The sequence below is a fragment of the Aeromonas sp. ASNIH2 genome, from assembly GCF_002934795.1.
GTDB classification, from domain to species: Bacteria; Pseudomonadota; Gammaproteobacteria; order Enterobacterales; family Aeromonadaceae; genus Aeromonas; species Aeromonas caviae.
Map to the genome: position 1 here is coordinate 709,039 of NZ_CP026406.1, position 25,454 is coordinate 734,492.

The 25,454-nt window shown below is 64.2% G+C and carries 19 protein-coding genes and 1 pseudogene; 11 read left to right on the forward strand and 9 right to left on the reverse strand.

The window, feature by feature from the left end; genetic code table 11:
- Nucleotides 1-85 precede the first annotated feature (85 nt).
- Both C3F36_RS03255 and C3F36_RS03260 read right to left on the reverse strand, forming a co-directional pair.
- Entirely contained in the window at nt 86-1,057 is a 972-nt protein-coding gene (locus C3F36_RS03255) for a nucleoside hydrolase (RefSeq protein WP_104454457.1), read from the reverse strand.
- A gap of 133 nt (nt 1,058-1,190) precedes the next feature.
- Nucleotides 1,191-1,490: a DUF3861 domain-containing protein gene (locus C3F36_RS03260; protein WP_042881651.1), complete on the reverse strand. Its 300-nt coding sequence runs from the start codon at nt 1,488-1,490 to the stop codon at nt 1,191-1,193.
- 81 nt (nt 1,491-1,571) lie between these two features.
- Between C3F36_RS03260 and C3F36_RS03265 the strand changes: the two genes are divergently transcribed.
- Both C3F36_RS03265 and C3F36_RS03270 read left to right on the forward strand, forming a co-directional pair.
- Nucleotides 1,572-1,994, forward strand: coding sequence for a MarR family winged helix-turn-helix transcriptional regulator (locus tag C3F36_RS03265; RefSeq protein WP_104454458.1), 423 nt, complete (start codon nt 1,572-1,574; stop codon nt 1,992-1,994).
- A 129-nt stretch (nt 1,995-2,123) separates the two neighbouring features.
- Nucleotides 2,124-2,693: a HutD family protein gene (locus C3F36_RS03270; protein WP_104455992.1), complete on the forward strand. Its 570-nt coding sequence runs from the start codon at nt 2,124-2,126 to the stop codon at nt 2,691-2,693.
- On the opposite strand, the gene C3F36_RS03275 is transcribed toward C3F36_RS03270, so the two are convergent.
- Together C3F36_RS03275 and azu are read right to left on the reverse strand one after the other, a co-directional pair.
- The gene (locus C3F36_RS03275; protein WP_039039209.1) at nt 2,690-2,893 is read right to left on the reverse strand and encodes a hypothetical protein; all 204 of its coding nucleotides are present in this window, start codon (nt 2,891-2,893) and stop codon (nt 2,690-2,692) included. The two genes, C3F36_RS03270 and C3F36_RS03275, sit on opposite strands and share 4 nt — an antisense overlap.
- 181 nt (nt 2,894-3,074) lie before the next feature.
- Entirely contained in the window at nt 3,075-3,515 is a 441-nt protein-coding gene (gene azu, locus C3F36_RS03280) for an azurin (protein ID WP_043155526.1), read from the reverse strand.
- A 299-nt stretch (nt 3,516-3,814) separates the two neighbouring features.
- On the opposite strand from azu, the gene C3F36_RS03285 reads away from it, so the two are divergent.
- The gene (locus C3F36_RS03285; protein WP_104454459.1) at nt 3,815-4,858 is read left to right on the forward strand and encodes an FAD:protein FMN transferase; all 1,044 of its coding nucleotides are present in this window, start codon (nt 3,815-3,817) and stop codon (nt 4,856-4,858) included.
- A 41-nt stretch (nt 4,859-4,899) separates the two neighbouring features.
- On the opposite strand, the gene C3F36_RS03290 is transcribed toward C3F36_RS03285, so the two are convergent.
- The gene (locus C3F36_RS03290) at nt 4,900-5,325 is read right to left on the reverse strand and encodes an Hsp20/alpha crystallin family protein (protein ID WP_042864158.1); all 426 of its coding nucleotides are present in this window, start codon (nt 5,323-5,325) and stop codon (nt 4,900-4,902) included.
- A 270-nt stretch (nt 5,326-5,595) separates the two neighbouring features.
- Between C3F36_RS03290 and C3F36_RS03295 the strand changes: the two genes are divergently transcribed.
- The 7 genes from C3F36_RS03295 (at nt 5,596) to C3F36_RS03325 (ending at nt 15,408) form a co-directional block, all read left to right on the forward strand.
- Complete coding sequence (locus C3F36_RS03295; RefSeq protein WP_104454460.1) at nt 5,596-7,242, forward strand: response regulator; 1,647 nt, start codon at nt 5,596-5,598, stop codon at nt 7,240-7,242.
- A 60-nt stretch (nt 7,243-7,302) separates the two neighbouring features.
- The gene (locus C3F36_RS03300) at nt 7,303-8,265 is read left to right on the forward strand and encodes an ion channel (RefSeq protein WP_052816447.1); all 963 of its coding nucleotides are present in this window, start codon (nt 7,303-7,305) and stop codon (nt 8,263-8,265) included.
- A gap of 252 nt (nt 8,266-8,517) precedes the next feature.
- The gene (gene xthA / locus C3F36_RS03305; protein WP_010673667.1) at nt 8,518-9,324 is read left to right on the forward strand and encodes an exodeoxyribonuclease III; all 807 of its coding nucleotides are present in this window, start codon (nt 8,518-8,520) and stop codon (nt 9,322-9,324) included.
- A gap of 183 nt (nt 9,325-9,507) precedes the next feature.
- On the forward strand, nt 9,508-9,996 hold the full coding sequence (locus C3F36_RS03310; RefSeq protein ID WP_069785316.1) for a hypothetical protein: 489 nt from the start codon (nt 9,508-9,510) through the stop codon (nt 9,994-9,996).
- Between the two features lie 283 nt (nt 9,997-10,279).
- Entirely contained in the window at nt 10,280-11,797 is a 1,518-nt protein-coding gene (locus C3F36_RS03315) for an efflux RND transporter periplasmic adaptor subunit (protein ID WP_199769658.1), read from the forward strand.
- A gap of 73 nt (nt 11,798-11,870) precedes the next feature.
- A complete protein-coding gene (locus C3F36_RS03320) occupies nt 11,871-14,999 on the forward strand; it encodes an efflux RND transporter permease subunit (RefSeq protein ID WP_104454461.1) in 3,129 nt (1,042 codons plus the stop codon).
- 46 nt (nt 15,000-15,045) lie between these two features.
- Complete coding sequence (locus tag C3F36_RS03325; RefSeq protein WP_104454462.1) at nt 15,046-15,408, forward strand: copper-binding protein; 363 nt, start codon at nt 15,046-15,048, stop codon at nt 15,406-15,408.
- Nucleotides 15,409-15,480: 72 nt separating this feature from the next.
- Here the strand turns inward: C3F36_RS03325 and C3F36_RS03330 are convergent, their stop codons facing one another.
- Nucleotides 15,481-17,175, reverse strand: a complete 1,695-nt coding sequence (locus C3F36_RS03330; protein WP_104454463.1) for a pyridoxal phosphate-dependent decarboxylase family protein — start codon at nt 17,173-17,175, stop codon at nt 15,481-15,483.
- 176 nt (nt 17,176-17,351) lie between these two features.
- Nucleotides 17,352-18,365, reverse strand: coding sequence for a lipoate--protein ligase (locus tag C3F36_RS03335; protein ID WP_104454464.1), 1,014 nt, complete (start codon nt 18,363-18,365; stop codon nt 17,352-17,354).
- 468 nt (nt 18,366-18,833) lie between these two features.
- Here C3F36_RS03335 and C3F36_RS03340 point away from each other — a divergent pair.
- Nucleotides 18,834-21,220: pseudogene (locus C3F36_RS03340) on the forward strand (diguanylate cyclase domain-containing protein).
- A gap of 33 nt (nt 21,221-21,253) precedes the next feature.
- Here C3F36_RS03340 and C3F36_RS03345 read toward each other — a convergent pair.
- Nucleotides 21,254-24,436 carry an efflux RND transporter permease subunit gene (locus C3F36_RS03345; RefSeq protein ID WP_104454465.1) on the reverse strand — a complete coding sequence of 1,061 codons (3,183 nt, stop codon included), beginning with the start codon at nt 24,434-24,436 and terminating at the stop codon, nt 21,254-21,256.
- Nucleotides 24,429-25,448 (reverse strand): efflux RND transporter periplasmic adaptor subunit, encoded by a 1,020-nt coding sequence (locus C3F36_RS03350; protein ID WP_104454466.1) that lies wholly within the window; start codon nt 25,446-25,448, stop codon nt 24,429-24,431. The genes C3F36_RS03345 and C3F36_RS03350 overlap by 8 nt, the downstream gene beginning before the upstream one ends.
- Nucleotides 25,449-25,454: the final 6 nt, after the last annotated feature.

Sequence of the window (25,454 nt, forward strand, 5' to 3'; positions counted from 1 at the left end):
TCCCGTCAACCCGATGTTCACCAGTATAACCGGGGGCGCCTCACCATGACCCGGCCGCCATCACGCTTTCACTCACTGCCGGGCCTTATCGGCGCCCCTTGCCCCAGGCCACCAGGGTATCCCGATAGAGGGCGAGCAGGGCCTGATCCCGCACCGCGACCCCGACCTGCTGGGCCGGGCAGTGGGCCCACTCGTCATGGGGATGGCGGGTGTCGTCAAACTTTTGCAGGGTATGGCCGATGGCGGGCCCCTCGGTGATGACCCGCACCGGCCCCTTGCGCAGGGTGAACAGCGCAGGATCGATCACATAGGCGATGGCGGAGGGATCGTGAACATGGCACCCCGCCATGCCGATGCGCTCGGAATAGAAGCGCAGGTAGAAGCGGCTGACATCCCACAGGAAGCGGCCCGGCTCCCCCGCATCGTCCCGCAGGGCATCCAGATAGTCGGCGGTGAAGATGCTCTGCTGGGTGACGTCGAGCCCGATGATCACCAGGGGCCAGGGGGCGGTGAAGACCCGGTCCGCCGCATCGGGATCGTCGTGAATATTGGCCTCGGCATAGGGGGTCACGTTGCCGCGATGGCCGTTGACGCCAAAGGCGCCGCCCATCACGACCACTTCTTTCACCAGGGCGGCTACCTCGGGGGCCGCCTCGAGCGCCAGCGCCAGGTTGGTGAGGGGCCCGATGGTCACTAGCGTGATCTCGCCGGGGTGGGCTTTCACCGTTTCGACGATGTATTGCCAGGCCGGGTGGGGATCCGGGATGAGGGTCACCTCCCCCGCCTGGACGTCGCCAAACCCGCTCGGGCCGTGCACCACTGTCGTCGGCCCCACGGGCTCGCGCAGCAGCGGCGCGGCGGCGCCCCGGGCCACGTCCGCCTTCATGCCATATTTTTGTTTGAGCCAGAGGGCGTTGCGGGTGCCGTTTTCGATGGTGGCATTGCCAAACACCGTGGTGATGGCGAGCAGGTCAATGGCGGGGTGCGCCTCGGCAAACAGAATGGCCATGGCATCGTCGATGCCGGGATCGGTATCCAGAATGATCTTGTGGGTCATGGGTCCTCCGTGAAACGAGCTGCCAGTGTAGCGGGCCGTCGCCGCTTTGACAGCACCGGGATCACAACCTCGGGGTTTCCTTTGCATCAGGCATGCTGGCGGGAGCACTCGCCCTTGGGCTCAGGGCTGGGGGTCACTCGGAAGGGGCGACCACGGCCTCCTCTCCCCTGGCGGTGCGTTTCAGTTGCCCCATGAATTGCTTGAAATGGGGGAGAAACCCCTTGAACAGCTCCTCTTTGCGATGCTGCATCATGACTTCGCCAAACAGCTTCAACCCGACGATAAACGCCTGATGTTCCTGCTCCGACATGGCCAGCTTCCCCTTGCTGAGCGCCAGGATGGCAAAGATGTCGTCGTGATTCTGGCAGTCGAACTGCAACGGGGGCACCTCGCGGTCCAGCGACTGGACCTGTACACGATAGGTGTGTGGCATCTTTCATCTCCTCTCGGACTGGGCTTTTGCCCACATGGTTGATAAAATCAATTAAATCCTTTTAAGTTGACTTTATCAACCATGATGTTATCAAACCGCCTCTTCCGGATCCTCGATCAGTACAAAATCGCCATGACGCAGCATTTCCGGGCACAGCAGATCGCCCTTAGCCCCCTCCATTACAAGGTGCTGCAACTGATCCATGCGCTGGATCCCGCCACGCCGCAGCTCATCGCGCAGCGGTCGGGCCGCGACAAGGCGCAGGTGACGCGCCTGCTGCAGGAGATGGAGAAACAGGGGCTCATCGAGAAGCGGCCCCATCCCACTGACAGACGCAGCATCTGTCTGGCCTTGACCCCGCTGGCCTGCGAGCGGGTCAGCCAGGGGGAGCAGCAGGCCGCACGGCTCGACGAACGGCTGTGTTCCCTGCTGACGCCGGCGGAGATAGCGCAGTTGCAGCAACTGCTGGACAAGATAGAAAAAGGGCTTGAGTCGACCGATTAGGGTCAGCGTCAGGGGGGCCGCTGCCTGATTTGTGGCCAACCAGCGCGGCCTGCGCTGGCGGCGCCTTGTGAGCCACTCCCGGAGATGGTATCACTGGCCCCACTCTCCCCTTCCCGCCGAGGCGCCATCGTGATCACCCTGATTAAAGAGTCCGACCAGTTGAAAATGCCCTGGAAGAACAGGCAGGGCACCACGGCCCAGATCCTGATCTCCCCCCCTGGTTCGACCCTGGACAAGCTCGACTTTGACTATCGGCTGAGCTCGGCCCCCATCAAGGAAGCAGGGAGCTTCTCCCACTTTCCCGGCTACCAGCGCATCCTGCTGCCCGTCAGCGGTGCCGGTTTCGTGCTCAACGGCCACCCCTACGCCACCTTCGAGGCGGCCCACTTCAGCGGGGATGACGAGACCCGCTGCGAGCTGCTGAAAAAAGAGGTGACGGATCTCGGGCTCATCTACCACCCGGCGCGCATCAGCGCCAACGTGCGGGTGCTGAACCTGCCCTTCCCCCTCAGCCTTACCCTGGAGGCGGACAAGTGCTACCTCTGCCACCTGCTGGAGGGCCAGCTCACCGTGCAGGGACAGCAGGTCGCACCGGGCGAGACCCTGGTGGTGCAGGGGGAGGAGAGCATCCGCTTCGAGTGTGGCAAGAAGACCACCCTCGCCTTCTTTACCCTGCAGCCCAAGCAGTCCGCCGTTTAACGCCGGGGGGCACGGCCCCCGCTGTCGAGGCAGGCCTGCATGGTGTCATAGGGGGTATAGTGCCTGGTGCGGCTGTAGTAGGTGCCGCCCTTGGGGTGACAGATGCCGCTCCGGCTCTTCTTGACCGGGGGCTCGGCGGCCAGCGCGATGGCACACAACAGCATCAGGCAACAGCCAAGCATCCATTTCACTGCGTTCATTCTCTCTTTTCCGAAGGGGCGTAGGCGGGCCACTGGCCCATTTGCGGCCTATTCTACGCCGGTCATCTCCTTGCCACCCCAGACCAGATCATGAAAGCACCGCGACGCAGCGCAAGCGAAGACAAAAAAGCCGGGACCCTCCCGGCTTTTGCTTGTACTGGCGGCGACACGACCCTTGGCACTACCCCACCTTGAAGCTGCCCTTCATCAGGGCGAAGTGGCCCGGGAAGGAGCAGAAGAAGGTGAGATCCTTGCCCGCCAGGCCGTCGGTCTTGAAGGTGACGCTGGTGCTCTCGCCGCCCCCCACCAGCTTGGTGTGGGCCAGGATCCTGGGGTCATCCTTGGGCAGGTAGTCGTGATCGACCCCGGCGCTCATGCCGGCGGTGGCGATGGCCTGATAGTCGGCGGTGTTGGCCAGCACCCAGTTGTGGCCCATGTTGGCCACCGGCAGTTTGCCCGTGTGATTGAGGGTCACCGTCACCTCCTTGCAGGTGGCCGGCACGCTCATCGCCGTCTGGTTGAACTGCATGGCGTCATTGCCTTCGATCACCAGTGCGCACTCGTCGGCCAGGACCGGGGTGGCGAGGGAGCCAAGAAGCAGCAGGGTTAACACCTTTTTCATCACGTTCTCCTTTGATTGACGAAGGATGACAGCACAGGCATCTCGCCCCCGTGGGCGCGACCCGCAAAGATGCTGTCAGGATCGATCTTCATTATATTCAAATGTCACCGAAGGACGACCGCTTTTGGGCCAGCCTGCGGGCCCGGTCACTTCTTTTCTCCCGACCCCGGGCCCAAAGCGGGTTGCTCACATCCCCGTCCCGCTTAATTATTTGCGGCCTTCCCGCCCACGGCCACTCGCCAACACCGCAGCCGTTGGCTAAGCTGCTCCCCCGTCGATGACTCCCGCGAGAATGAGAGATGAAGTTCCCCTTTGCGCCTGCGCTGGCGCGCACCCTGCTGCTCTCCCTGATCCTGCTGCTTGGCGCCTGCCAGCCGGCCCCGACCCAGACCCGCATCCAGGGCAACACCATGGGCACCTATTATGCGGTGACCCTGAGCGACCCCTTCCCCGGCGGACAGGGGGCACTGCATCAGGAGGTGGAGGCGCTGCTGGCACGCCTGAACAAGGAGATCTCCACCTATGATCCGGGCTCCCTCATCTCCCGCTTCAATCAGGGAACGGGGCAGCCCCCCCAGGTCATCCCGGCCACCATGGCGAAGATTGTGCAACAGGGCATTGACGCCGGGCACCTCACCCGGGGGGTTCTCGATGTCACCGTGGGGCCCCTGGTCAATCTGTGGGGATTCGGGCCGGACAAGCGCCCGGTCAGGCGGCCCAGCGCAGAGCAGATCGCCAAGGCGCGGGAGCGGGTCGGCATCGACAAGCTCACCCTGACCCCCGAGGGGGATCACTTCCTGCTCGGCAAGGCCATCCCAGACCTCTATCTGGATCTCTCCACCCTGGGCGAGGGTGCGGCCTCCGACGAGATAGCCGGGCTGCTGGAGCAAAAAGGGGTCCACAACTACCTCATCGAGGTGGCGGGGGCGGTGCGCAGCAAGGGGCACAACGACAAGGGCAATCCCTGGCGGGTGGCCATCGTCGAGCCCTCTGACAGACCGGGCGCCATCGAGGATGTGGTGACCCCGAACGGCATGGCGGTGAGCACCGCCGGCAGCTATCGCAACTATTACGAGCTCGACGGCAAGCGCTACTCCCACATCATCGATCCTGCCACCGGCGAGCCCGTGACCCACAAGCTGGTCTCCGCCACCGTCATCACCCCCACGGCCCTGGAGGCCGATGCCCTCGACACCGCCCTCATGGTGATGGGCCCCGAGCGGGCGATGGCCTTTGCCAGGGAGCACAAGCTGGCGGTCTATCTCATCGAGAAGACCGCCACGGGCTTTGCCGCCAGCCACACCCCCGAGTTTGCCCCCTATCTGGTGCGCAAGCAGCCCTGAATGACGAGGCCCCGCAGTGCGGGGCCTCGTTCACTGACCGCCTATTCGATGGGGATGCGGTGGGGCGCTGGGCTGGCCGCCTGCTTGGGCAGGCGCAGGGTGAGGATGCCGTTGTCAAAGCGGGCGCTCACCTGCTCTGGCGACACCTCCACCGGCAGCTCGACGCTGCGCGACACGCTGCCATAGTAGCGCTCGCTGCGCAGGGCCCGTTCATCCTTGCTCTGGCTGTCAAACTGGCGGATCTCCGCCTTCAGGGTCACCAGCTTGCCGTGCACGTCCACGTGGATGTCCTCCTTCGCCACCCCGGGCAATTCCGCCTGCAGCAGGTAGTCATCCCCGCTCTCCCGCAGATCCAGCTTGATCTGGCTGGGCAACGGGTCCCCGTGCAGGGGGCGGATGTAGAAGCCGGAGGCCATGTCGTGGAACAGGTCATCAAACAGGCTGGTGCGACTCGGTAGCAAACTCATCTGATCCCTCCTTGTGAGCGGGCAAGGGAGCAGACGGGCACCCTGCCCTCTGCTGCCTCCCGCATGCTGACGCTCTTCAAGTCTAAAAACCGGGACAGCGCCTGCCAGTGCCAACTCGCCTTCCATTGACCGAGATCAAAGGCAAGACACCCTTTTTTTCACCCAAGGTCTGCGGGAAAAACCGGGGGGCCTCCCCATGTGCAATTGCCTGCCTGCGGACTTTGGTGGCACACTTCTCCCACCAGCCCGTAGCGCCTTGATGCCAGACAGATGCAGACACCGGACTCCGTACCCGAGAAGAAACCCCAGCCCAAGCCCAAGCGCATCCTGCTGGTCAACGAACAGCGTTCCTTCCAGATGATGATGAAGGCGATGCTGATCAACATCGGCATCAACCGCATCACCTACACCAACTCCGCCGACGAGGCGCGCCGCCGCTGCCAGAAAGAGAGCTTCGACATCTATCTGCTCGACTATGAGCTGGGGGCGGGCGAGAACGGCCGCCAGTTGCTGGAAAGCCTGCGGGATCAGCAACTCATTCCGCCCCAGAGCGTGGTGATCATGGTCAGCAGCGACGGCTCCCGCGCCATGGTGCTGAGCGCGCTGGAAGCCGAGCCCGACGAATACCTGATGAAGCCCTTCTCCCAGGAGCAGTTCTCGTTTCGCCTCAAACGCGCCCTCGCCCGGCGCCAGGCGCTGGAGAGCGTCTTCAGCGCCCTCACCCGGGACGATCTGCCCGCCCTGGTGGAGGCCTGTGCCAAACAGGCGGACGCGGTGCCCCGCTTTGCCAACTTCTGCCGCTGCCTGCAGGCCGACACCCAGCTCAAGCTGGGCCAGGCCAAGGAGGCCCGCAGCCTGATGCGCCAGCTGCTGGCGGGGCAGGAGAACAGCTGGGCTCGCCTCACCCTGGGCAAGGCGTGCCATACCCTGGGTCTGCACGAGGAGGCGGTGAGCCACCTGCAAGCCACCCTGAAACACACCCCCCTGATGGTGGAGGCTTACCTCTGGCTCGCGGAGTCCCTGCTGGCGCTGGGCAATGACGAGCAGGCCCAGCAGGAGCTGCGCCGGGCGGTGGACATCTCTCCCCAGTCGGTGCAGCTCTCCCGCCGTCTGGCGGAGGTGTGCCTGCAACGGCACGACTACGCCCAGGCCAAGGACGTGCTGCTCGCCCTCATCGACTTGTCGCGCAACTCGATCCACCGCACCCCCCATTATCTCGGGGCCTATATCCAGACCCTCACCTTGTACGCCCTCAACAGCAACGACGGCTACCACATCGCCAACCTGCAAAAGCAGGTGAACTCCGCCCTGTCGCGCATCCGCGACTCCCTGATGATGTCGGAGTTCAACTACCCGGTGTTCGAGCAGATCTGCCAGGCCCGGGTGCGCATCGCCCTGGGGGAGCTGCTCAAGGGCAAGAAGATGCTCTATCGCGCCAACCAGAACTGGCTGGACGAGCCCGCCACCATACCTCCGGCTCTCCTTGGCGAGACCATACTCGCCCTCTATCAGCTCGGGGAGTTCGAGTACGCCGAGAGCCTGCAACCCCTGCTGGCGGAGGATGAGGATCGGCTGCTCACCACCTGCATCCAGGTAACCCGGGATGACAAGACGGTGCAGGAGCGGCGCCAGCGCTATCAGCAGCTCAACGATCTGGGCATCAAGGCCTATCAGGCCGGAGAGCTGGAGCAGGCCCTCGGCCACTTTCGCGAGGCCCTGCGCCGGGCGCCCGCCAATACCGGCGCCGCCCTCAACAAGATCCAGGTGCTGCTGCAACTCATGCAGAAGAACCGCAAGAGCCCGGAGTTTGGCGCCGAGTGCAAGGAGACCCTGGAGGTGCTGGAGGGCATCCCCCTCAACCCCGCCCAGCAGGAACGTTTTCGCAAGCTGCGCCAGGAATATCATCAGCACAGCTGATATCCCCCCTCCTCCCCTCACCTATGCTGATACTGACTCAGGGAAGGGAGGGGCAACACCATGGCAATGTGCCGATACCTGGTGGCCGATGGCCGCCACTGCACCGAAGAGGCAGGGGATCATGATCTCTGCCGCTGGCACGACCCCGCTGCGGCCCACAACCCCCCTGATACCGCCGAGGCGCTGGAGCGCTATGTGCGCCAGGGAGGCCTGTGCCACGGCCTGCAACTGGCCCGCGCCGAGCTGGCGGATCTCAACCTGGTGAACAGGCAGGGTCCGGAGGGATTCTTGCTGGAGCAGTGCAACCTCTATCGCGCCAACCTGCGAGGTGCCCATCTCTACGGCATTCGCATCAAGGGCGGCAGCCTGATGAAGGCCGATCTGAGCGAAGCGAACCTCCACTGCGCCACCCTCGACGACGTCAACCTGCTCGGCATCCGCTGGAAGAACACCCGCCTCGACAACCTGGAGACGGGCAAGCGACTGATGCAGGACAGAAAGGGGCGCCGCGAGCGGGACCCGGCGCAGGCCCGCGTCTGGTTCAAGGAGGCGGAGGAGACCTACCGGGATCTGCGCAAGGCCTCGGAGGCCCAGGGCATCTTCACCATGTCCGGTCGCTACATCCAGCAGGAGCTCACCATGCGCCGCCTGCAGATGCCGTTCTGGTCCTACCGCCGCTTCGCCTCCTGGATAGTGGATCTCTTCTGCGGTTACGGCGAGGCCCCCATGCGGGTGGTGCTCTTCTCCCTGCTGCTCATCGTCATCTGCAGCATTTTTTACTTCTTCTGCGGCCTCAACTTCGCGGGCACCCACCTCATCTATCGCCCGGACGCTCCTCTGGAGCAGAACGCCATCTTCCTGATGGAGTGCCTCTACTACAGCGTGGTGACCTTCACCACGCTGGGGTATGGGGACTTCACCCCGGTGGGGTTGTCGCGGATCTTCGCCGCCTTCGAAGCCTTTACCGGCAGCTTCACGCTGGCACTGTTCGTGGTGGTGTTTGTCAAGAAGATGACCCGCTAGAAACCTGTCCACGATCTTGCTGGGAAGCCGCTTCCAAGGCTCATGTGCTGCTCGCTTATGTGTCGCCAGGCGCTTCCATGTATACATATGCACTCAGGCTCCTCTGCTGCGCGTCACCTTGCTGACAGACTCTCGCGACAGATCGTAAACAGATTACCGAGCCGCTGCGCCAGTCACAGCCCCCGAACTTGCATCCATCGCGGATTCCTAGTCCAATAAGCGACGAACAAAAATGACATGAGCACCCCGAACATGAAGATCATCTCTTTCAATATCAATGGCCTGCGCGCCCGTCTTCATCAGTTGCAAGCCCTTATCGACAAGCACCAGCCGGACGTGATCGGCCTGCAGGAGATCAAGGTGCACGACGAAGCCTTCCCGGTCGCGGATGTGGAGGCCATGGGCTACCACGTGGTCTTCCACGGCCAGAAGGGGCATTACGGGGTCGCCATCATGAGCAAGCAGGCTCCCATCGAGGTGCAAAAGGGTTTCCCCACCGATCCGGAAGATGCCCAGCGCCGCATGATCATGGCCAGCTTCAAGCGGGAAGACGGCTCCGTCATCAAGGTGATGAACGGCTACTTCCCCCAGGGGGAGAGCCAGGATCACGAGACCAAGTTCCCGGCCAAGCAGAAGTTCTATGAAGACCTGCAGCACTACCTCGAGACCCACCACACCCCGGACGACCAGATAGCGCTGATCGGGGATATGAACATCTCCCCCACGGATCTCGACATCGGCATCGGCGAGGCGAACCGCAAGCGCTGGCTGCGGGATGGCAAGTGCTCCTTCCTGCCCATCGAGCGTGAATGGATGGAGCGCCTGAAAGGCTTCGGGTTGACCGACACCTTCCGCGCCGCCAACCCCACCGAGTGCGAGCGCTTCTCCTGGTTCGACTACCGCTCCAGGGGCTTTGACGAGAACCGGGGCCTGCGCATCGACCTCATCATGGCCTCCGACGCCCTCAAGGACAAAGTGACCGAGACCGGCATCGACTACGAGCTGCGCGGCATCGACAAGCCCTCGGATCACGCCCCCATCTGGACCTGCTTCGCCTGATCCCCACGTCAGGCTAGCCCTCGCCAAAAGACCCTGCCCCCGCCCATGCGGGGGCTTTTTCTGTTCACTGCCCCGCCCTTTCTTAATCCATGTCAATTCCCAGGCAGACGGCGCTTGCTAGGCCTTGACCTTCTCCTTTCGGCAAGGTTTAGATTCGGCCCATCCGTCACAGGGAAGCCACCCATGCTCTCATCGAGATTGCCCACCACGTTCATCGCCCGGCTGTTGCTGGGGCTGATGCTCGTCTGCAATCTCACCCTGTGCATCGGCTGGCATGGGGCGGCCACCGCCCTGCCAAGCAGTGCATCCGCATCCATCCTGACTCCGGCGCAGTCCCCCCTGTCTCATGGACGGCACCAGAGCGAGCCGATGCAGCACACCGCCATGCACCAGGCCGACACAGCCTCCCTCTCCTGCCACGGCGGCCCCCAGAGTGAGGCGACCCCGCCCGGGGAGGAGTGCCAGATGCAGAGCGGCCTCTTCGGCGCCACCAGTGTGCCGCCCCTGCTCGGCCTGCTGCTGTCACTGCTGCTTCCATTGCTGTTGCTCCCTTCGTGGCGCCTCGCCCCCCTGCTGGACAACTGGTTGCGGGATCCCTTCCTGCGATCCCGCGGTACCCACCCTCCCTCCTGGCCACGCCGACACCTGATGCTGTCGGTGCTGCGCCACTAGAAAGCGCTTCTCTCGCGGCAACAGCAAGCCTCGGCTTGCCCGTTTTCTGCCGCCTTGCCTGACCCTGCGCCCTGGCCAAACCGGCCCGCTCGCAGGGAGCCGTGCACGCTGACACAGCTGCGCCCCGTTTGCCGCCTCGTGGTGATGCCCTGCCCGCGCGCACCACCACACTGGCGGCCTGACAGAAGAGAAGAGATACCATGTCATCCACCCCCGTTACCCGGTCTGCCTGTGCGCAGCCGTGCCAGCCCTCCCTTCGCCTCCCGCGCGCCGGAGGCTTGTCATGAACAAGACACTGTTGATGTCCGCCCTGCTGCTGGCCCTCGGCGCCGGTGGCGGCTACTGGGCCGCCAAACAGACCACAACTGGCACTGCAGCCAAGGAGAAGACGCCCCTCTACTGGGTCAACCCCATGGATCCCCGCGACAAGCGCGACGGCCCCGCCAAGGACAACATGGGGATGGACTTTATCCCCGTCTATGAGGAAAAACAGGGCGGCTCGCCGGGCACAGTCACCATCAGCCCCGAGATCCAGCAGAATCTTGGGGTGCGGCTCGCCAAGGTGGAGAAGCTGCCCATCCACCAGCAGATCGAGACGGTGGGCTACGTCGGCTATGACGAGGACCGGCTGGAGGCGGTCAACGCCCGCATGGCAGGCTGGATCCGCACCCTCGCCATCAAGAGCGAGGGGCAGCAGGTGAGCAAGGGGAGCCTGATTTACGAGCTCTACGCCCCGGATCTGGTCAACGCCCAACACGAGTATCTGCTCGCTCTCAACACCGCCAACCCCCTGCTGCTGCGCGCCGCCGAGGGCAAGCTCAAGTCCCTGCAGGTGCCGGCGGATCAAATTGCGGCCCTCAAGCGCAGCCGACAGGTGCAGGAGACGGTGCGCATCTATGCCCCGAGCAGCGGCTATGTCTCCGAGCTGAAGGTGCGCGAGGGCCAGTATGTGGAGCCCGCCGCAGCGCTCTTTAACATCAGCACCCTCAAGCAGGTGTGGGTGAGTGCCGAGGTGTTCGAGCGTCAGGCCGCCCAGCTGAAGGTGGGCGATCCGGTCACCATGACCCTGGATTACGCCCCGGGCCGCCAGTGGCAGGGGCGGGTAGATTACCTCTACCCCACCCTGGATGCCGCTACCCGCACCCTCAAGGTACGGCTGCGCTTCGCCAACCCGGACGAGTTTCTGAAGCCCAATATGTTCGCCAAGGTGACCATTCAGGCGGGCAAGGGAGAGCCGCAATTGGTGGTGCCGAGCGAAGCGGTGATCCGCACCGGCAACCAGGACAGGCTGGTGCTGGCGCTGGGGGATGGCAGCTTCAAGTCGGTGGCCGTCACTCTGGGCCCCCAGTTTGGCGACAAGGTTGCCATCCGGGAGGGAGTTGAAGCGGGGGACAGTATCGTCAGCTCGGCCCAGTTCCTGCTCGACTCCGAATCGGCCATCGATTCCGACTTCCAGCGCATGACGGCGGTGCGTCCCGCCCAGGTGTGGACCCAGGGGGAGGTGCAAGTCATCGATCTCGCCAACCGCACCCTGATGGTCGCCCACCAGCCCATCCCCGAGTGGCAGTGGCCCGCCATGGAGATGGAGTTCACCGTGGCCGAGGGGGTGGACATGAGCAAGCTGGCCGAGGGACAGACCCTGCACCTGCAGGTGATGCAGGAGGGGGATGAATATCGCATCACCACCATCCACCAGGAGAGCGCCCCGGCCAACGACGAGGCCGCGGCGCCGGAGGAGATGGAAGGCATGGACCATGGCCAGCATCAGATGGCGATGCCCGAGATGGAGAAGAAGTCATGATCCCGTCCATCATTTTCTGCCTGACAGGCAACCGCTCTCCGCTCTCTGCACCCAATGAGCAAGGAGCCCAACCATGATCCCCTCGATTATTCGCTGGTCCATCGGCAACCGCTTTCTGGTGCTGCTATTGACCCTCATGCTCACCGCCTGGGGGCTCTGGTCGGTGAAGCAGACCCCGGTGGACGCCCTGCCGGATCTCTCCGACGTCCAGGTGATCATCAAGACCTCCTACCCCGGCCAGGCGCCTCAGGTGGTGGAGGATCAGGTGACCTACCCGCTCACCACCGCCATGCTGGCGGTGCCGGGCGCGACCACGGTGCGCGGCTACTCCTTCTTCGGCGACTCCTTCGTCTACGTGCTGTTTGACGACGACACCGACCTCTACTGGGCCCGAGCCCGGGTGCTGGAGTACCTGAGCCAGGTTGCGCCCAACCTGCCCGCCTCCGCCCGCCCCCAGCTCGGCCCCGATGCCACCGGGGTGGGCTGGGTCTACCAGTACGCCCTGGTGGACAGAACCGGCAAGCATGACCTCAGCGAGCTCACCTCCCTGCAGAACTGGCTGCTCAAGTTCGAGCTGCAGACGGTGGACGGCGTCTCCGAGGTCGCCACCGTGGGCGGCATGGTGCGCCAGTATCAGGTGCGGGTCGACCCGGACAAGCTGCGCGCCTACGGCATCCCGCTCTCCCTTATCGAGACCGCCATCAAGCAGGGCAACCAGGAGACCGGCGCCTCCGTCATCGAGATGGCGGAAGCGGAATACATGGTGCGCTCGAATGGCTATCTGAAAAGCGTGGAGGATCTGAAGCAGATCCCGCTCGGCACCAATGTGCGCGGCGCCCCCCTGCTGCTGGGGGATGTGGCGGATGTGGTCACCGGCCCCCAGAGCCGACGCGGCCTGGCCGAGCTCAACGGCGAAGGGGAAGTGGTGGGCGGCATCATCGTCATGCGCTATGGCGAGAATGCCCAGCACACCATAGACGGGGTCAAGGCGCGGCTGGCGGAGCTCAAATCCAGCCTGCCGGAGGGGGTGGAGATCGTCACCGTCTACGATCGATCCGATCTTATCCAGCGCGCCATCGACAACCTCTCCGGCAAGCTGGTGGAAGAGTTCGCCGTGGTGGTGCTGGTCTGCCTCGCCTTCCTGTTCCACCTGCGCTCGTCCCTGGTGGTGGTCATCTCCTTGCCCATCGCCATCCTGACCGCCTTCATCGTCATGCACCTGCAGGGGATCAACGCCAACATCATGTCGCTGGGGGGCATCGCCATCGCCATCGGCGCCATGGTGGACGGTGCCATCGTGATGATAGAGAACGTCCACAAGCATATGGAGCGGGAGGCGCTCACCGACAAGAACCGCTGGCGCATCATCACAGAGGCGAGCATAGAGGTGGGGCCCGCCATCTTCTTCTCCCTGCTCATCATCACCATCAGCTTCCTGCCGGTGTTCGCGCTGGAGGCGCAGGAGGGGCGGATGTTCCACCCCCTCGCCTACACCAAGACCTACGCCATGGCCGCCGCCGCCGCGCTCGCCATCACGCTGGTGCCGGTGATCATGGGCTACTTCATCCGTGGCAAGGTGCTGGCCGAACAGGCCAACCCCCTCAACCGCTGGCTGAGCCAGGGTTATGTGCCCCTGCTCAAGGCCGTGCTGGCACACCCCAAGACCACCCTGGCCGCCGCGGCCGTGGTCACGGTGGCGGGCTTCTGGCCACTCCAGCATCTGGGCTCCGAGTTCATACCGCCGCTCGACGAGGGGGACATCATGTACATGCCCACCACGGCGACCAACATCTCGGTGGGCAAGGCGCGGGAGATTTTGCAGCAGACCGACAAGCTCATTCGCACCGTGCCCGAGGTGCAGAACGTGTTCGGCAAGGCGGGGCGCGCCGACTCGGCCACAGACCCCGCCGACCTGGTGATGATGGAGACCAGCATCCAGCTCAAGCCCAAGGATCAGTGGCGCCCCGGCATGACCCCGGAGAAGCTCAAGGAGGAGCTCGACTCCCTCATCCGCTTCCCCGGTCTCACCAACGCCTGGGTGCCCCCCATCAAGACCCGCATCGACATGCTGGCCACCGGCATCAAGACCCCGGTCGGCATCAAGATAGCGGGGCCGGATCTCAAGGTGATCCAGCAGCTCGGCCAGCAGCTTGAGCAGATCGTCGGAAAGGTGGAGGGCGCCTCATCGGTCTACGCCGAGCGGGTGGCGGGTGGCCGCTATGTCAAGGTGGACATCGACCGGCTCAAGGCGGCCCGCTACGGCCTCAATATCGCCGACGTGCAGGCGGTGCTCGCCACCGCGGTGGGCGGCATGGAGGTGGGCCAGACCATAGAGGGGCGCGAACGCTATCCCATCAACCTGCGCTACCCCCAGAGCTACCGCGATTCGGTGGCCAGCCTCGAGCTGCTGCCCCTGGTGACCCCCAAGGGGGAACGCATCGCCCTGGCGGACGTGGCGCGGGTCTACATCAGCGACGAGGCGCCCATGCTGCGCAGTGAAAACGCGCGCCTCAACGGCTGGGTCTACGTGGACATTCGCGGCCGCGACATCGGCTCCTTTGTGGCAGAGGCCAAGTCCGAGGTGGGTAGGCAGCTGGTGCTGCCGGCGGGCTACGCCCTCACCTGGTCCGGTCAATACGAATACATGGAGCGGGCCAAGGCACGCCTCGCCTACGTGGTGCCGCTCACCATCGCCATTATCGTGCTGCTGCTCTATCTGGCGTTTCGCCGCTTCCAGGAGGTGCTGCTCATTCTCACCACCTTGCCGCTGGCGGTGGTGGGCGGGATCTGGACCCTCTGGCTGCTGGACTTCAACCTGTCAGTCGCCGTAGGGGTAGGTTTTATCGCCCTGGCGGGGGTGGCGGTGGAGACCGGCGTCCTGATGCTGGTCTACCTCAACCACGCCTGGGATGACCTGGTGGCGAGCGGCAAGCCGGACAAGGCGGGCCTGCACCGGGCGGTGATCCACGGCGCCGCCCTGCGCCTGCGCCCCAAGATGATGACGGTGGTGACCATCATCGCCGGCCTCTTGCCCATCATGTGGAGCCAGGGCACCGGCTCCGAGGTGATGCAGCGTATCGCCGCCCCGATGATCGGCGGCATGGTGAGCGCCCTGGTGCTGACCCTGCTGGTGCTGCCCGCCGCCTACTACCTGTGGCGCAGCCGGCACCTTGGAAAGCCCGTGCCCGAACAGGCCGAATAATCCGCTTCAAACAACTCTTTTTTGCATAGATGACGAGGAAAACATGATGAACTACAAGACGTTGACGCTGACCCTGCTGCTCGGCCTCGCCACCCACACCGGTCTGCAGGCCGAGGAGATGATGCACCACGAAGGGCACGACATGGGCCAGATGGGACAAATGGACGGCATGAACGAGATGGGCGACATGACGATGACCAAGGGGGTCATCAGCCGCATCGACGCCCCCAACGGCAAGGTAGGCATCAAGCACGAGACCATCGAGAACCTCAAGATGCCTCCCATGAACATGGTGTTCCTGCTGTCGGACCCGGCCCTGCTCAAGGATCTGAAGGTGGGGGATGCGGTGCGCTTCCACGCCGAGAACCCGGGTGGCAAGCTGACGGTGACGGCCATCCAGAAACAGTGATGGCGAGACCACACACAATGAAAACGGCGGGCACTGGGCCCGCCGTCGTTTTATCTGCGATCCCGGCCGGAGTCAGCCGCGAATATGCGCGATAAAGGCGTCGATCTGCTCACGGCCGCAGGCGGGGTTCATAAAGACCGCCTTCTCCCCGGCGATATAGGAGTACTTGCCACGCTCGTCGTATTCCGAGTGCGCCACCGCCTCCACCCAGTTGGTGTAGAGCCCCACCTTGCCGCGCCCGGTAAACAGGCTGCGGTGGTAGTCGGTGTTGCGCTGCAAGCGCGCCTTGTAGGCCGCATCCGGGCTGCGCGCCAGCTCGAAGGCGAACTCGGCCTCGGGGTCCTGCACCCACTCGGGGTTGTAGATCTTGAAGCCCACGCTCGGCCCCTGGTTCTCCTGGGCCACCAGCTTGACGTTGCCGAGCTGGCTTAACCGGAAGCGGAAGTAGTTGGCGTTTTGCAGGCAGTGGGCCAGCACGGTGCGATACCCCTCCCCCCCCAGGTAGTTGAGCGCCGCATAGGCACCAAACAGGCCGCTCGCCCCGCGGGAGCACTCGATGGTGGACTGCAGGTGGGTCTGGCCCTGAATGTCCCGCTCAAAGTAGGAGAAGTTCTCCGGGTCGTTCTCCATCGCCTTGAGGTCGTCCTGCTCCTTGATCATCACCAGGCTGGAGGTGTAGGGCACATAACCCCACTTCTGGAAGTCGACGGTGAAGGAGTCGGCGTATTTGAGCTCGGCGAAGCGGCTCACGTTGCGCTCGATCCCCGCCAAGGTGGCGCTGTTGATGGCCAGCGGGTTGGCGGCAAAGTCGTAATCCAGGAAGAAGATCATCGACCAGCCGATGGCGGCGTCGACGTGGATGTGGGGCCTGACCGCCACCTCGAAGCGCTCGCAGAGGCGATCCCGCAGGTCCACCACGGGTTTCACCTGGTCCACTCCGAAGGTGTCGGTGGTGCCCATGGTAAGCATGATAGTGGGCACCACGTGCTTGAGAGCGAAGCAGGCGGTCAGGGTGCGCTCGAGGTGGTCGAGATCGATGTCGTTGTTCTCGCCAACCTGGATGCGGATGGTCTTGTTCTCGATGTCGACCCCGAGCAGGGAGAGGTTGGTGATGTTGGAGTAGTGACCGCCCTGGGAGTTGATGATGCGGTAATCCTGATAGTGGCCGAGCCCCTTGTGCTTGGCCTGTGGCAGGCTCTTGCGGATGCCGAGCAGGTAGCCGTAGAGGTTACAGAAGGTCCCCCCCTGGGTGAAGATGCCGGTGGCGCGGGCCGGGTCGTAACCCGCCAGCAGCGCTATCTGGCGCACCACCTTCTTCTCGAGCTCCTCGGCCACCCCGGCGTATTCGGAGTAGACCAGGTTAGGGTTGGCCAATATGCCCATCTGGGCGCCATAGATGGCGGGATCCGCCGACATGGTGATGACGTTCTCGACGCTGGAGGGGTTCTCCCAATCCTTTGACAGGGCGCCGGCAAACAGCAGCTCCGCCATGGGCTCCCCCGGCGTGCGCATGGTGGCCGGCACCGGCATGGTTTCGCAGAGATCGGCGAGACGGGCGCGGCCATCGGGCCAGGCATTGAGCCGCGCAGCCGGCGCCAGTCCACGGGCGCGAAACTCGTTGAGGGTGGCAAAGCCGGGCTCGCGAAAGACCGGCCAGAGGTCGGGGTTGCGTGAGAAAAAGTGGGCTTTGACGGTGGCAAAACGGCGGGCGAATTCGGGGGAGACGGCGTTGACGCCCTCACCTTTCAGATAGACCAAGTGATTCATTTTTATACCATTGATACTGCTGAGGTGCGGTTTTTATACTCCAGTGACACCTCTATCAACAGAGACAATAACTAATGATCTGCCCTACTTTTTGTCATGTTGGCGCCCTGATGGGCGCCGCGCCCCCTCTTCCCTCTTTTCCCCTGTTCATCTTGTGATCCTGGTCATGGGCAAGGTCAGCGCAGGGCGGTCAGCAGCCATGCCGAAAACCCTTCCAGCTCGGGGTTGGCCGAAAACGTCGCCCGCCACTGACGCAGCAACTCGTCGATGGCCTCGGGACGATAGGCCACCCCGGGCAGGCGTGCGGCCAGGTCATCCAGGGGCGCAGGGTCCAGGGTGTCACTGAAGATCTGTGCCCGCCCTATCACCCCCTTCTCCACATCGAAATGCAGCTCGACCCCGCCCCAGGGGAAGCGCTCCTCCAGCAGGTGACTGAAGGCGGGAGCATGGCCGAAGTTCCACTCCCAGCTGCGTTGGCGGGCAAAGATCTCGGCAAAGCCGGGCAGGTCGGGCATCCGCTCGGGGGAGATATGCTCGGGCTGCACCACCTCACCGTGATGGGCAAAGAAGGCGTCGCACAGGGCCTGCACCACCTGCTCATGACCCAGGCCAGGCAACAGCTCGCCAAGGTTCGCCACCCTGCTTCTCACCGAGCTGATACCCTTGGCCGCCAGCTTCTTGGGGTCGGGATTGAGGTAGTGGGCGAGGCGACCAAGATCGGCGTCCAGCAGCAGGGTACCGTGGTGAAAGCCGCGATCATGGGTCTCCCGGTAGGCCGAACCCGACACCTTGCGATCCCCGTCCGGGGTCGCCACCAGCAGGTCGTTGCGCCCGGAGGCAAAAGCACTCACGCCTAGTCTGGCGAGGGCATCAATGACGATGGTGGTGGAGACGCTCTTGTCATAACCGGGCTTGCCCGCCATGAAGGTGAAACAGCTGTTGCCAAGGTCGTGGAACACGGCGCCACCCCCGCTGCTGCGCCGGGCCAGGGTCACCCCGTCCTCTTCCATGCGGCGGGTGTTGCACTCCTTCCAGGGGTTCTGGGCCCGGCCTATCACCACCGTATTGTCGTTGCGCCACAGGAACAGCACCCGCTGGGCCGGGTCCATCTGGCGAAAAATGCACTCCTCCACCGCGAGGTTGAACAGGGGATCGTGGGAGTCGGAGAGCAGCAGGCGCAAGGAAGACATGACAGGACCTTCTCGGAAAACAGGAAACGGATGACTACCATACCACCCTGAACGGAGGAAGGCGTCCCCCGACCGCCACAGGTCGACACCCGATAGGGGCAAGAGCATCAACTTCTGATACGACAGGAGAAGACAAGAGGGAATTGCCGAAAACACGCAGTTTATCATTAACAGGCGAGAAGAGAGGCGGCAGCCACCCCTCCTGGAATGACACCTTATGCCCTTGTCACCGGGCCGGTGACGGGTTGACAAGGTTTCAAAACGAGCCGTGATGCCCATTGACGTGATGAATGACACAAAAATGACTTTTACTGCCTCCCGCGCCCCATCTTATTGGGGCCTGCTCCCCTTGCGAATGGCAGGAAATTGTTTGACTCTAGCCAGAAGAGCACCTCCCGAGAGAACAGCGGTATGACGGAGTCCGATGCATCTCGCCAGCCTGTACGCTGGCTTCTGCCTTTCTGGGTGATGATTGCCACCCTGACCACGGCTCCCCTCAGGGCGGATGAGCGCGTCATCCTGCAACTTCCTTGGCAGCACCAGTTCCAGTTTGCCGGTTACTACGCCGCCATCGCCAAGGGGTTCTACCAGGAGGTCGGCCTGCAGGTCACCCTGCGGGAGGCGGGGCCGGGCACCGACGTCATCAATGAAGTCACCACGGGTCGTGCCCAGTTCGGCATCCGCGGCAGCGATCTGCTGCTGGCCCGGGCAGCAGGCCGCCCTGTGGTGGTGCTCGCCGCCATGTTGCAGCACTCCCCCCTGATGCTCATCACCCTGGAGCGGCCGGATATCCAGACTCCGGGCGATCTGGCCAACAAGCGGCTGATGCTCGAACCCGGCTCCAACGAGCTGCTCACCTACCTGCATCGCTACACCCGCAGCCGGCAGTGGGATACCCTGCCCTACGAGCGGGGGGTACAGGCACTGCTGAGGGGCCAGGCGGACGCCATCAGCGCCTACAGCACAACCGAGCCCTTCACCCTGCAGCAACAGGGCATTCCCTACCGGGTGTTCAGTCCCCGCGACATCGGGTACGACTTCTACGGAGACAACCTCTTCACCTCGGAAAATGAAGTCTTCAACCAGCAGGAGCGGGTCCAGCGCTTCTTGCAGGCCAGCCTCAAGGGGTGGCGCTATGCCATGGATCATCCCGAGGAGATGATCAACCTGATCCTGGAGCACTACCCCAGCGGGGCCGGGCGCGAGGCGCTCGCCTTCGAGGCCCGTAAAACCCGGGCCCTGATGCAGCCCGACATCATCGAGCCCGGCTACATGCAGCAGGATCGCTGGCAGCAGATCGCCCGCACCTACCAGGAGGCCGGGATGATCAAGGCGGTGCCCAACCTCACCCCCTTCCTCTACAACAGTACCCAGGCGAGCCTTCGCCAGCAGCGCCAACTGCTCGACAGGAGCGTGGCCATCGCCATGCTGATCTCCTTCTCCCTGCTGGCCCTGCTCGGCGTCTTCCTGCACCTCTATCTGCGTCTGCGGGAAGAGGCCAGTGACCGACAGCGGCTCACCCGGGAACTGGCCCAGCGCGAGCAGCACTACCGTTTCGTGGCGGAGAACAGCGGCGACGTGATCTGGACCATGGACACCGACAGCCTGCGTTTTCGTTACATCAGCCCCGCCATCGCGTCCCTGAGCGGCTATGAGCCCGCCGAACTCTTTGCCCTCTCCCTGCGCCAGCTGCTCCCCGATGAGTCCTGGAAACAGCTTCGCGACGGCATCACCGCCTCCCTCGAGGCCTGGCAACGGGGGGATCATGGGCAGACCCGGTGCGTCATCCACTCCCAGCTGCGCCACAAGCAGGGTCATCTGGTGGCCATCGAGACGGTCACTACCTTGCATGGCAGCGCCAGCACAAGACCCGATGCCATTTTGGGGGTGACCCGGGATGTCACCGAACGTTCGGCCCGGGAGGAGATGATGCGCAGCCTCGCCTTCTATGACCCCCTCACCGGCCTGGCCAACCGCCGCCTGCTGCAACAGCGGCTCAAGGAGACCCTGGAGCAGGCTCCCCAGCAGCCCCTGGCCCTGGTCTTCATCGATCTCGACCACTTCAAGCCCATCAATGACACCTTCGGCCACGAAACCGGCGACCTGCTGCTCAAGCTGGTGGCCGAGCGCATGGGGGAGTGCGTCAGGGAAGAAGATCTGGTGGCACGCCTTGGGGGGACGAATTCGTCATCATGCTGCCCGATACGGATGCCTCGGCCCTCGCGGTCGCCGACAAGCTGCACCACTGCCTGCATCACCCCTTCCAGCTTGAGCAGCAGGCGCTGCGCATCTCCGGCAGCATAGGGGTCGCCCTCTATCCGGATCACGGCACCGACCCCAAGACCCTGATGCACCACGCCGATCAGGCCATGTATCAAGCCAAGCACCATGGCCGGGGCAGGGTCTGCCTGTTTTCCACCGAGCAGGATCCCCTCCCCGGCACCCTGCAATGGCAGCCCGCCCACGCATGCGGCCACCCCCGCATCGATGCGGACCACCGCCAGCTCTACCTGCTGGCCAACCGCTTGCTCGAGCACATGCAGGATCCCGGCATCCATCCGGATGCCTTGCTGGCAGACATGGCGCAGATATTCGAGGTGGCGCGCCAGCACTTCCTCCTCGAAGAGCAGGTCCTCGCGCAATATGGCTATGAGGAGCTGGCGGCCCATCGCCAGGAGCACCAGCATCTGCTGAAAAAAGCCGGTCAGCTGATGGCGGCCGCACAGGCGGGCACCCTTGGCAACGACGCCCTGCTCAACTTCATCATCCAGGAGCTGGTCGTGGGCCACATGAGCCAGGCGGATCGCCGTTATTTCCCCCTGATGAAAACCTGCGATGCCCGCGAGGCGGTGTGATGCCAGAAAACAGGGGGCATTGGCCCCCTGTGTTTACCTCTGACTTCGGCGCACAAGCAGGCTGTAGTAGAGCAGCGGGATCACCACCAGGGTGAGCAGGGTGGAAACCAGGATCCCGAAGATCAGGCTGATGGCGAGGCCATTGAATATGGGGTCATCCAGGATGAAAAGCGCCCCTATCATGGCCGCCAGCGCCGTCAGCATGATGGGTTTGGCCCGCACCTGCGCCGCCGCAATCACCGCCTGCTCGAACGCCATGCCACTCGCCCGCTGCTGCTCGATGAAATCCACCAGCAGGATGCTGTTGCGCACGATGATCCCGGCCAGCGCGATCATCCCGATCATCGAGGTGGCGGTGAACTGGGCCCCCAGCAGGGCGTGACCCGGCATCACCCCGATGAGGGTGAGCGGAATGGGGGCCATGATGATGAGCGGCACCAGATAGGAGCGGAACTGGGCCACCACCAGCAGGTAGATGAGGATCATCCCCACTCCGTAGGCCAGCCCCATGTCGCGGAAGGTCTCGTAGGTTATCTTCCACTCCCCGTTCCACAACAGCGCCACCTCCCCCAGCTTGTCGGGCTGATGCACGTAATACTGTGGCAGCGAGATGTCGGCACCGGCGGCAAACATGCCGTAGAGCGGGCTGTCGGCATGGCCGTCCATGTCAGCCACCACCATCACCATGGGCTGCATGTTCTTGTGCATGAGGTAGCTGGGGGCCACCTCGTCACGACGGCTCACCAGCTCGGAGACCCGCACCAGCTGGCCGCTCTGGCTGCGCACCTTGAGAGCCAGGATGCCGGTCAGATCCCGCTTGTCACCGGGGGCGAGCTCGATGCGGATCGGCACCGGATACTTGGCGCCTTGCCCCTGCAGCCAGCTCGCATCCTGATAGCCCACCCCGCCATTGAGGGTCGCCACCAGATCCCCGAGATCGACCCCGAGCAGGGCCGCCTGGGCGCGATCCACCACCAGCCGCCACTTGGGCTGAGGGTCGGTCAGATAGATGTCCACGTCCACCAGATCCGCCGTGGCCACGAAGCGGGCCTGTACGGCGCGGGCAGCGGCTTCACGGGCGGCCTGCGTCGGACCATACACTTCCGCGACAATGGGCGACCAGACAGGCGGTCCCGGGGGCACCTCCACCACCTTGAGATTGCCCCCTGCCGCGCTGGCGATGGCCTGCAAGGGCGCACGCACCGACCGGGCAATCTCGTGACTGCTGCGATCCCGTTCATGCTTGTCCACCAGATTGACCTGGATGTCCCCCACGTTGGCGCCACTGCGGATGAAGTAGTGGCGCACCAGCCCGTTGAAGTTGATGGGGGCGGCGGTGCCGGCGTAGATCTGGTAATCCTTCACCTCGGGCACCCTGGCGAGCTCCCGACCCACCGCCAGCAGGGTGCGCTCGGTCTGCTCCAGGGTCGCCCCCTCCGGCATGTCGAGCACCAGCTGGAATTCCGACTTGTTGTCAAAGGGGAGCATCTTGAGCACCACCCACTGCACCATGGGCATGGCGGCCGCCCCCGCCACCAGCAGCAGAATGACCAGCCAGAGCTTGTGTCTGGCGCGCTTGGCGCCATCACCGATCAGGAAAGGAGTCATCAGCCGGTGAAAGAGCCCGGCCTTGACCTCCCCGTGGGCGACATGCCCCTCGCGCTTGAGCAGGTGATTGGCCAGCCAGGGGGAGAAGATGAAGGCCACCAGCAGGGAGATGAGCATCCCCATGCTGGCATTGATGGGAATGGGGCTCATGTAGGGGCCCATCAGGCCGCTGACGAAGGCCATGGGCAGCAGGGCCGCGATGACGGTCAGGGTCGCCAGTATGGTCGGCCCCCCCACCTCGTCCACCGCGCCCGGAATGAGATCCTTGAGGGACCCCTTGCCCAAACCGCGATGACGGTGGATGTTCTCCACCACGACGATGGCGTCATCCACCAGGATGCCGATGGAGAAGATAAGGGCAAAGAGGGACACCCGGTTGAGGGTAAAGCCCCACGCCCAGCTGGCAAAGAGGGTCAGCGCCAGGGTGATGACGATGGCGACCCCCACCACCAGCGCCTCGCGCCAACCCATGCTCACCAGCACCAGCAGCACCACCGCCGTGGTGGCAAAAATGAGCTTGCCGATGAGGGTGTTGGATTTGGTCTCGGCGGTGACGCCGTAGTCACGGGTCACCGTCACCTCGACGCCAGCCGGGATGAGTCGATTCTTGAGGCTCTCGACCCGTTCTTCCACCCGCTTGGCCACCTCGACCGCGTTCTGGCCGGGCTGCTTGCCGATGGCCAGGGTCACCGCCGGATAACTGCGATCCCCCTGCCCCATCCAGCTGCGCTGGACCGGGGTCTCTTCCCCAAGCGCCACCCGGGCCACCTCACCGAGATAGACGGGCTTGCCGTCGTGCAACCCTACCACCAGCTCCCGGGCCTCCTGCTCGCTTTGCAGGAACTGCCCCACCTGCACCTTGATCTCCCGGTTATCCTGCACCACGGCCTGTTCGCTGCCCACCCTGTTGGCGGCAGAGAGACGCTGGCTCAGTTCGCCCCAGCTGATGCCATGGGCGCTGAGGGCCGCCGGGTCCGGCATCACCCGCAGCACGGCGCGCTGGCCCCCCAGGCTGTAGATGTCCCGGGTACCGGGAATGCGCTTGAGTTCGGTCTCCAGCTCGTGGGCGACCCGGGTCAGATCGGGGGCCTCCAGCTGCTTGCTCCCCTCTTTGCTCCAATCTTTGCTCCATAAGGTCAGACTGACGATGGGAACATCATCTATCCCCCTGGGTTTCACCAGTGGCTGACCGACTCCGATCCCCTGTGGCAACCAGTCGCGGTTGGAGTCGAGCTGGTTGTTGAGATCCACGATGGCCTGCTCCCGGCTCACCCCCACCTTGAACACCACCACCAGCAGGGCACCATCGGGTTGGGAGAAGGAGTAGAGGGTATCTATCCCCTTTATCTGGGAGACTACCTGCTCGGCAGGGGTGGTGACGAGGGACTCCACCTCTGCCGGGCTGGCCCCCGGGAAAGGAATGTAGACGTCGGCGAAGGTGACATCGATCTGGGGCTCCTCCTCCTTGGGAGTCACCAGCACGGCAAAGAGGCCGAGCAAGAGCCCCACCAGCGCCAGCAGCGGGGTGATGGCCGAGCCCTGAAACAGGGACGCCAGCCGACCCGCCGGCCCCAGGCGGCCATGGTTGTCGTTCAGCTTGCTACTCATGGGGCACCTCCTGTTGACGGGTCCAGGCATCGGGGGCCAGGGTGTCACCGCCCTTGAGACCCGCCAGGACCTCGCACAGCCCAGCCTCGCAGTGGCCGACCCGCACCGGGGTCAGGGCCCATCCTTCCCCTTCTTTGAGGTAGACGCCGTTGAACTCCCCCTGCCGCAGCAGGGCGGGCTGCGGCACTTGCAACACCTGACGCTCACCCTGTTTGAGCTGCACCTTGAGCCACATGCCGGGCAGCACCCCTGCCGTGTTCGGCGGCAGATCGAGGCGCAACCGGAAACTGTGGCTCTGGCTGTCGGCGTAGTTGAAGCGGGTCAGCTTGACGGGAGTCACGGCCTTGCCACCGGGCAGCAGCACCTGCACATCCGACGGCTGGCCGGCGAGAGCCAGCGCGGACTGGGGCAGCTCCAGCTCCACCCTCAGCTCGCCCAGGGAGAAACCGGATAGCAGCGGCGTACCGGGGGCCACCGTCTCCCCCAGCTCCACCAGCCGCCTGGTCACCACCCCGGCGTAGGGGGCGAGGATACGGGTATAGCCGTAGGCTTCCCGGGCCTGGATGAGGGCAGCCTCGGCGGCATTGACCTCGGCGCGGGCGGCCCGATCCGTTGCCTGGGCGTTGTCGAGCTGGGCCCGGGTGATCACCCCCTTGGCGATGAGGGCCTGATAACGGGTGAGCTGGCGCTCGGCCTCCACCTGCTGGGCCTGGGCCCTGGCCACCCGCGCCTCGGCGCCGGTCACGGCGGCAGATTGCTCCTTGCCGCTTATCTCGAGCAGGGGCTGCCCGGCCTGTACCTCATCGTTCACATCCACCAGCATGCGGGAGACGCGGCCACTGGTCTGGGCCGCGACCGTCCCCTGATGAATGGCGCTCACGGTACCGCTCAGGGTGAGCCAGTCGATGACGCGCTGCGGGGTCAGCGTCAGCGACCCCTTGGCCTCCTCGGCCGCCACCAGGGTGGATGTCATGACCAGCAGGGTGGTCACCAGCAACCGGATTGTGTTCATCATGAT

What these genes read in the sequence shown, in the direction of transcription:
- C3F36_RS03255 (WP_104454457.1), bottom strand. Translation starts at nt 1,057, where the DNA reads ATGACCCACAAGATCATTCTGGATACCGATCCCGGCATCGACGATGCC.
- C3F36_RS03260 (WP_042881651.1), bottom strand. Translation starts at nt 1,490, where the DNA reads ATGCCACACACCTATCGTGTACAGGTCCAGTCGCTGGACCGCGAGGTG.
- C3F36_RS03265 (WP_104454458.1), top strand. Translation starts at nt 1,572, where the DNA reads ATGATGTTATCAAACCGCCTCTTCCGGATCCTCGATCAGTACAAAATC.
- C3F36_RS03275 (WP_039039209.1), bottom strand. Translation starts at nt 2,893, where the DNA reads ATGAACGCAGTGAAATGGATGCTTGGCTGTTGCCTGATGCTGTTGTGT.
- azu (WP_043155526.1), bottom strand. Translation starts at nt 3,515, where the DNA reads ATGAAAAAGGTGTTAACCCTGCTGCTTCTTGGCTCCCTCGCCACCCCG.
- C3F36_RS03285 (WP_104454459.1), top strand. Translation starts at nt 3,815, where the DNA reads ATGAAGTTCCCCTTTGCGCCTGCGCTGGCGCGCACCCTGCTGCTCTCC.
- C3F36_RS03290 (WP_042864158.1), bottom strand. Translation starts at nt 5,325, where the DNA reads ATGAGTTTGCTACCGAGTCGCACCAGCCTGTTTGATGACCTGTTCCAC.
- C3F36_RS03295 (WP_104454460.1), top strand. Translation starts at nt 5,596, where the DNA reads ATGCAGACACCGGACTCCGTACCCGAGAAGAAACCCCAGCCCAAGCCC.
- C3F36_RS03300 (WP_052816447.1), top strand. Translation starts at nt 7,303, where the DNA reads ATGGCAATGTGCCGATACCTGGTGGCCGATGGCCGCCACTGCACCGAA.
- xthA (WP_010673667.1), top strand. Translation starts at nt 8,518, where the DNA reads ATGAAGATCATCTCTTTCAATATCAATGGCCTGCGCGCCCGTCTTCAT.
- C3F36_RS03310 (WP_069785316.1), top strand. Translation starts at nt 9,508, where the DNA reads ATGCTCTCATCGAGATTGCCCACCACGTTCATCGCCCGGCTGTTGCTG.
- C3F36_RS03315 (WP_199769658.1), top strand. Translation starts at nt 10,280, where the DNA reads ATGAACAAGACACTGTTGATGTCCGCCCTGCTGCTGGCCCTCGGCGCC.
- C3F36_RS03320 (WP_104454461.1), top strand. Translation starts at nt 11,871, where the DNA reads ATGATCCCCTCGATTATTCGCTGGTCCATCGGCAACCGCTTTCTGGTG.
- C3F36_RS03325 (WP_104454462.1), top strand. Translation starts at nt 15,046, where the DNA reads ATGAACTACAAGACGTTGACGCTGACCCTGCTGCTCGGCCTCGCCACC.
- C3F36_RS03330 (WP_104454463.1), bottom strand. Translation starts at nt 17,175, where the DNA reads ATGAATCACTTGGTCTATCTGAAAGGTGAGGGCGTCAACGCCGTCTCC.
- C3F36_RS03335 (WP_104454464.1), bottom strand. Translation starts at nt 18,365, where the DNA reads ATGTCTTCCTTGCGCCTGCTGCTCTCCGACTCCCACGATCCCCTGTTC.
- C3F36_RS03345 (WP_104454465.1), bottom strand. Translation starts at nt 24,436, where the DNA reads ATGAGTAGCAAGCTGAACGACAACCATGGCCGCCTGGGGCCGGCGGGT.
- C3F36_RS03350 (WP_104454466.1), bottom strand. Translation starts at nt 25,448, where the DNA reads ATGAACACAATCCGGTTGCTGGTGACCACCCTGCTGGTCATGACATCC.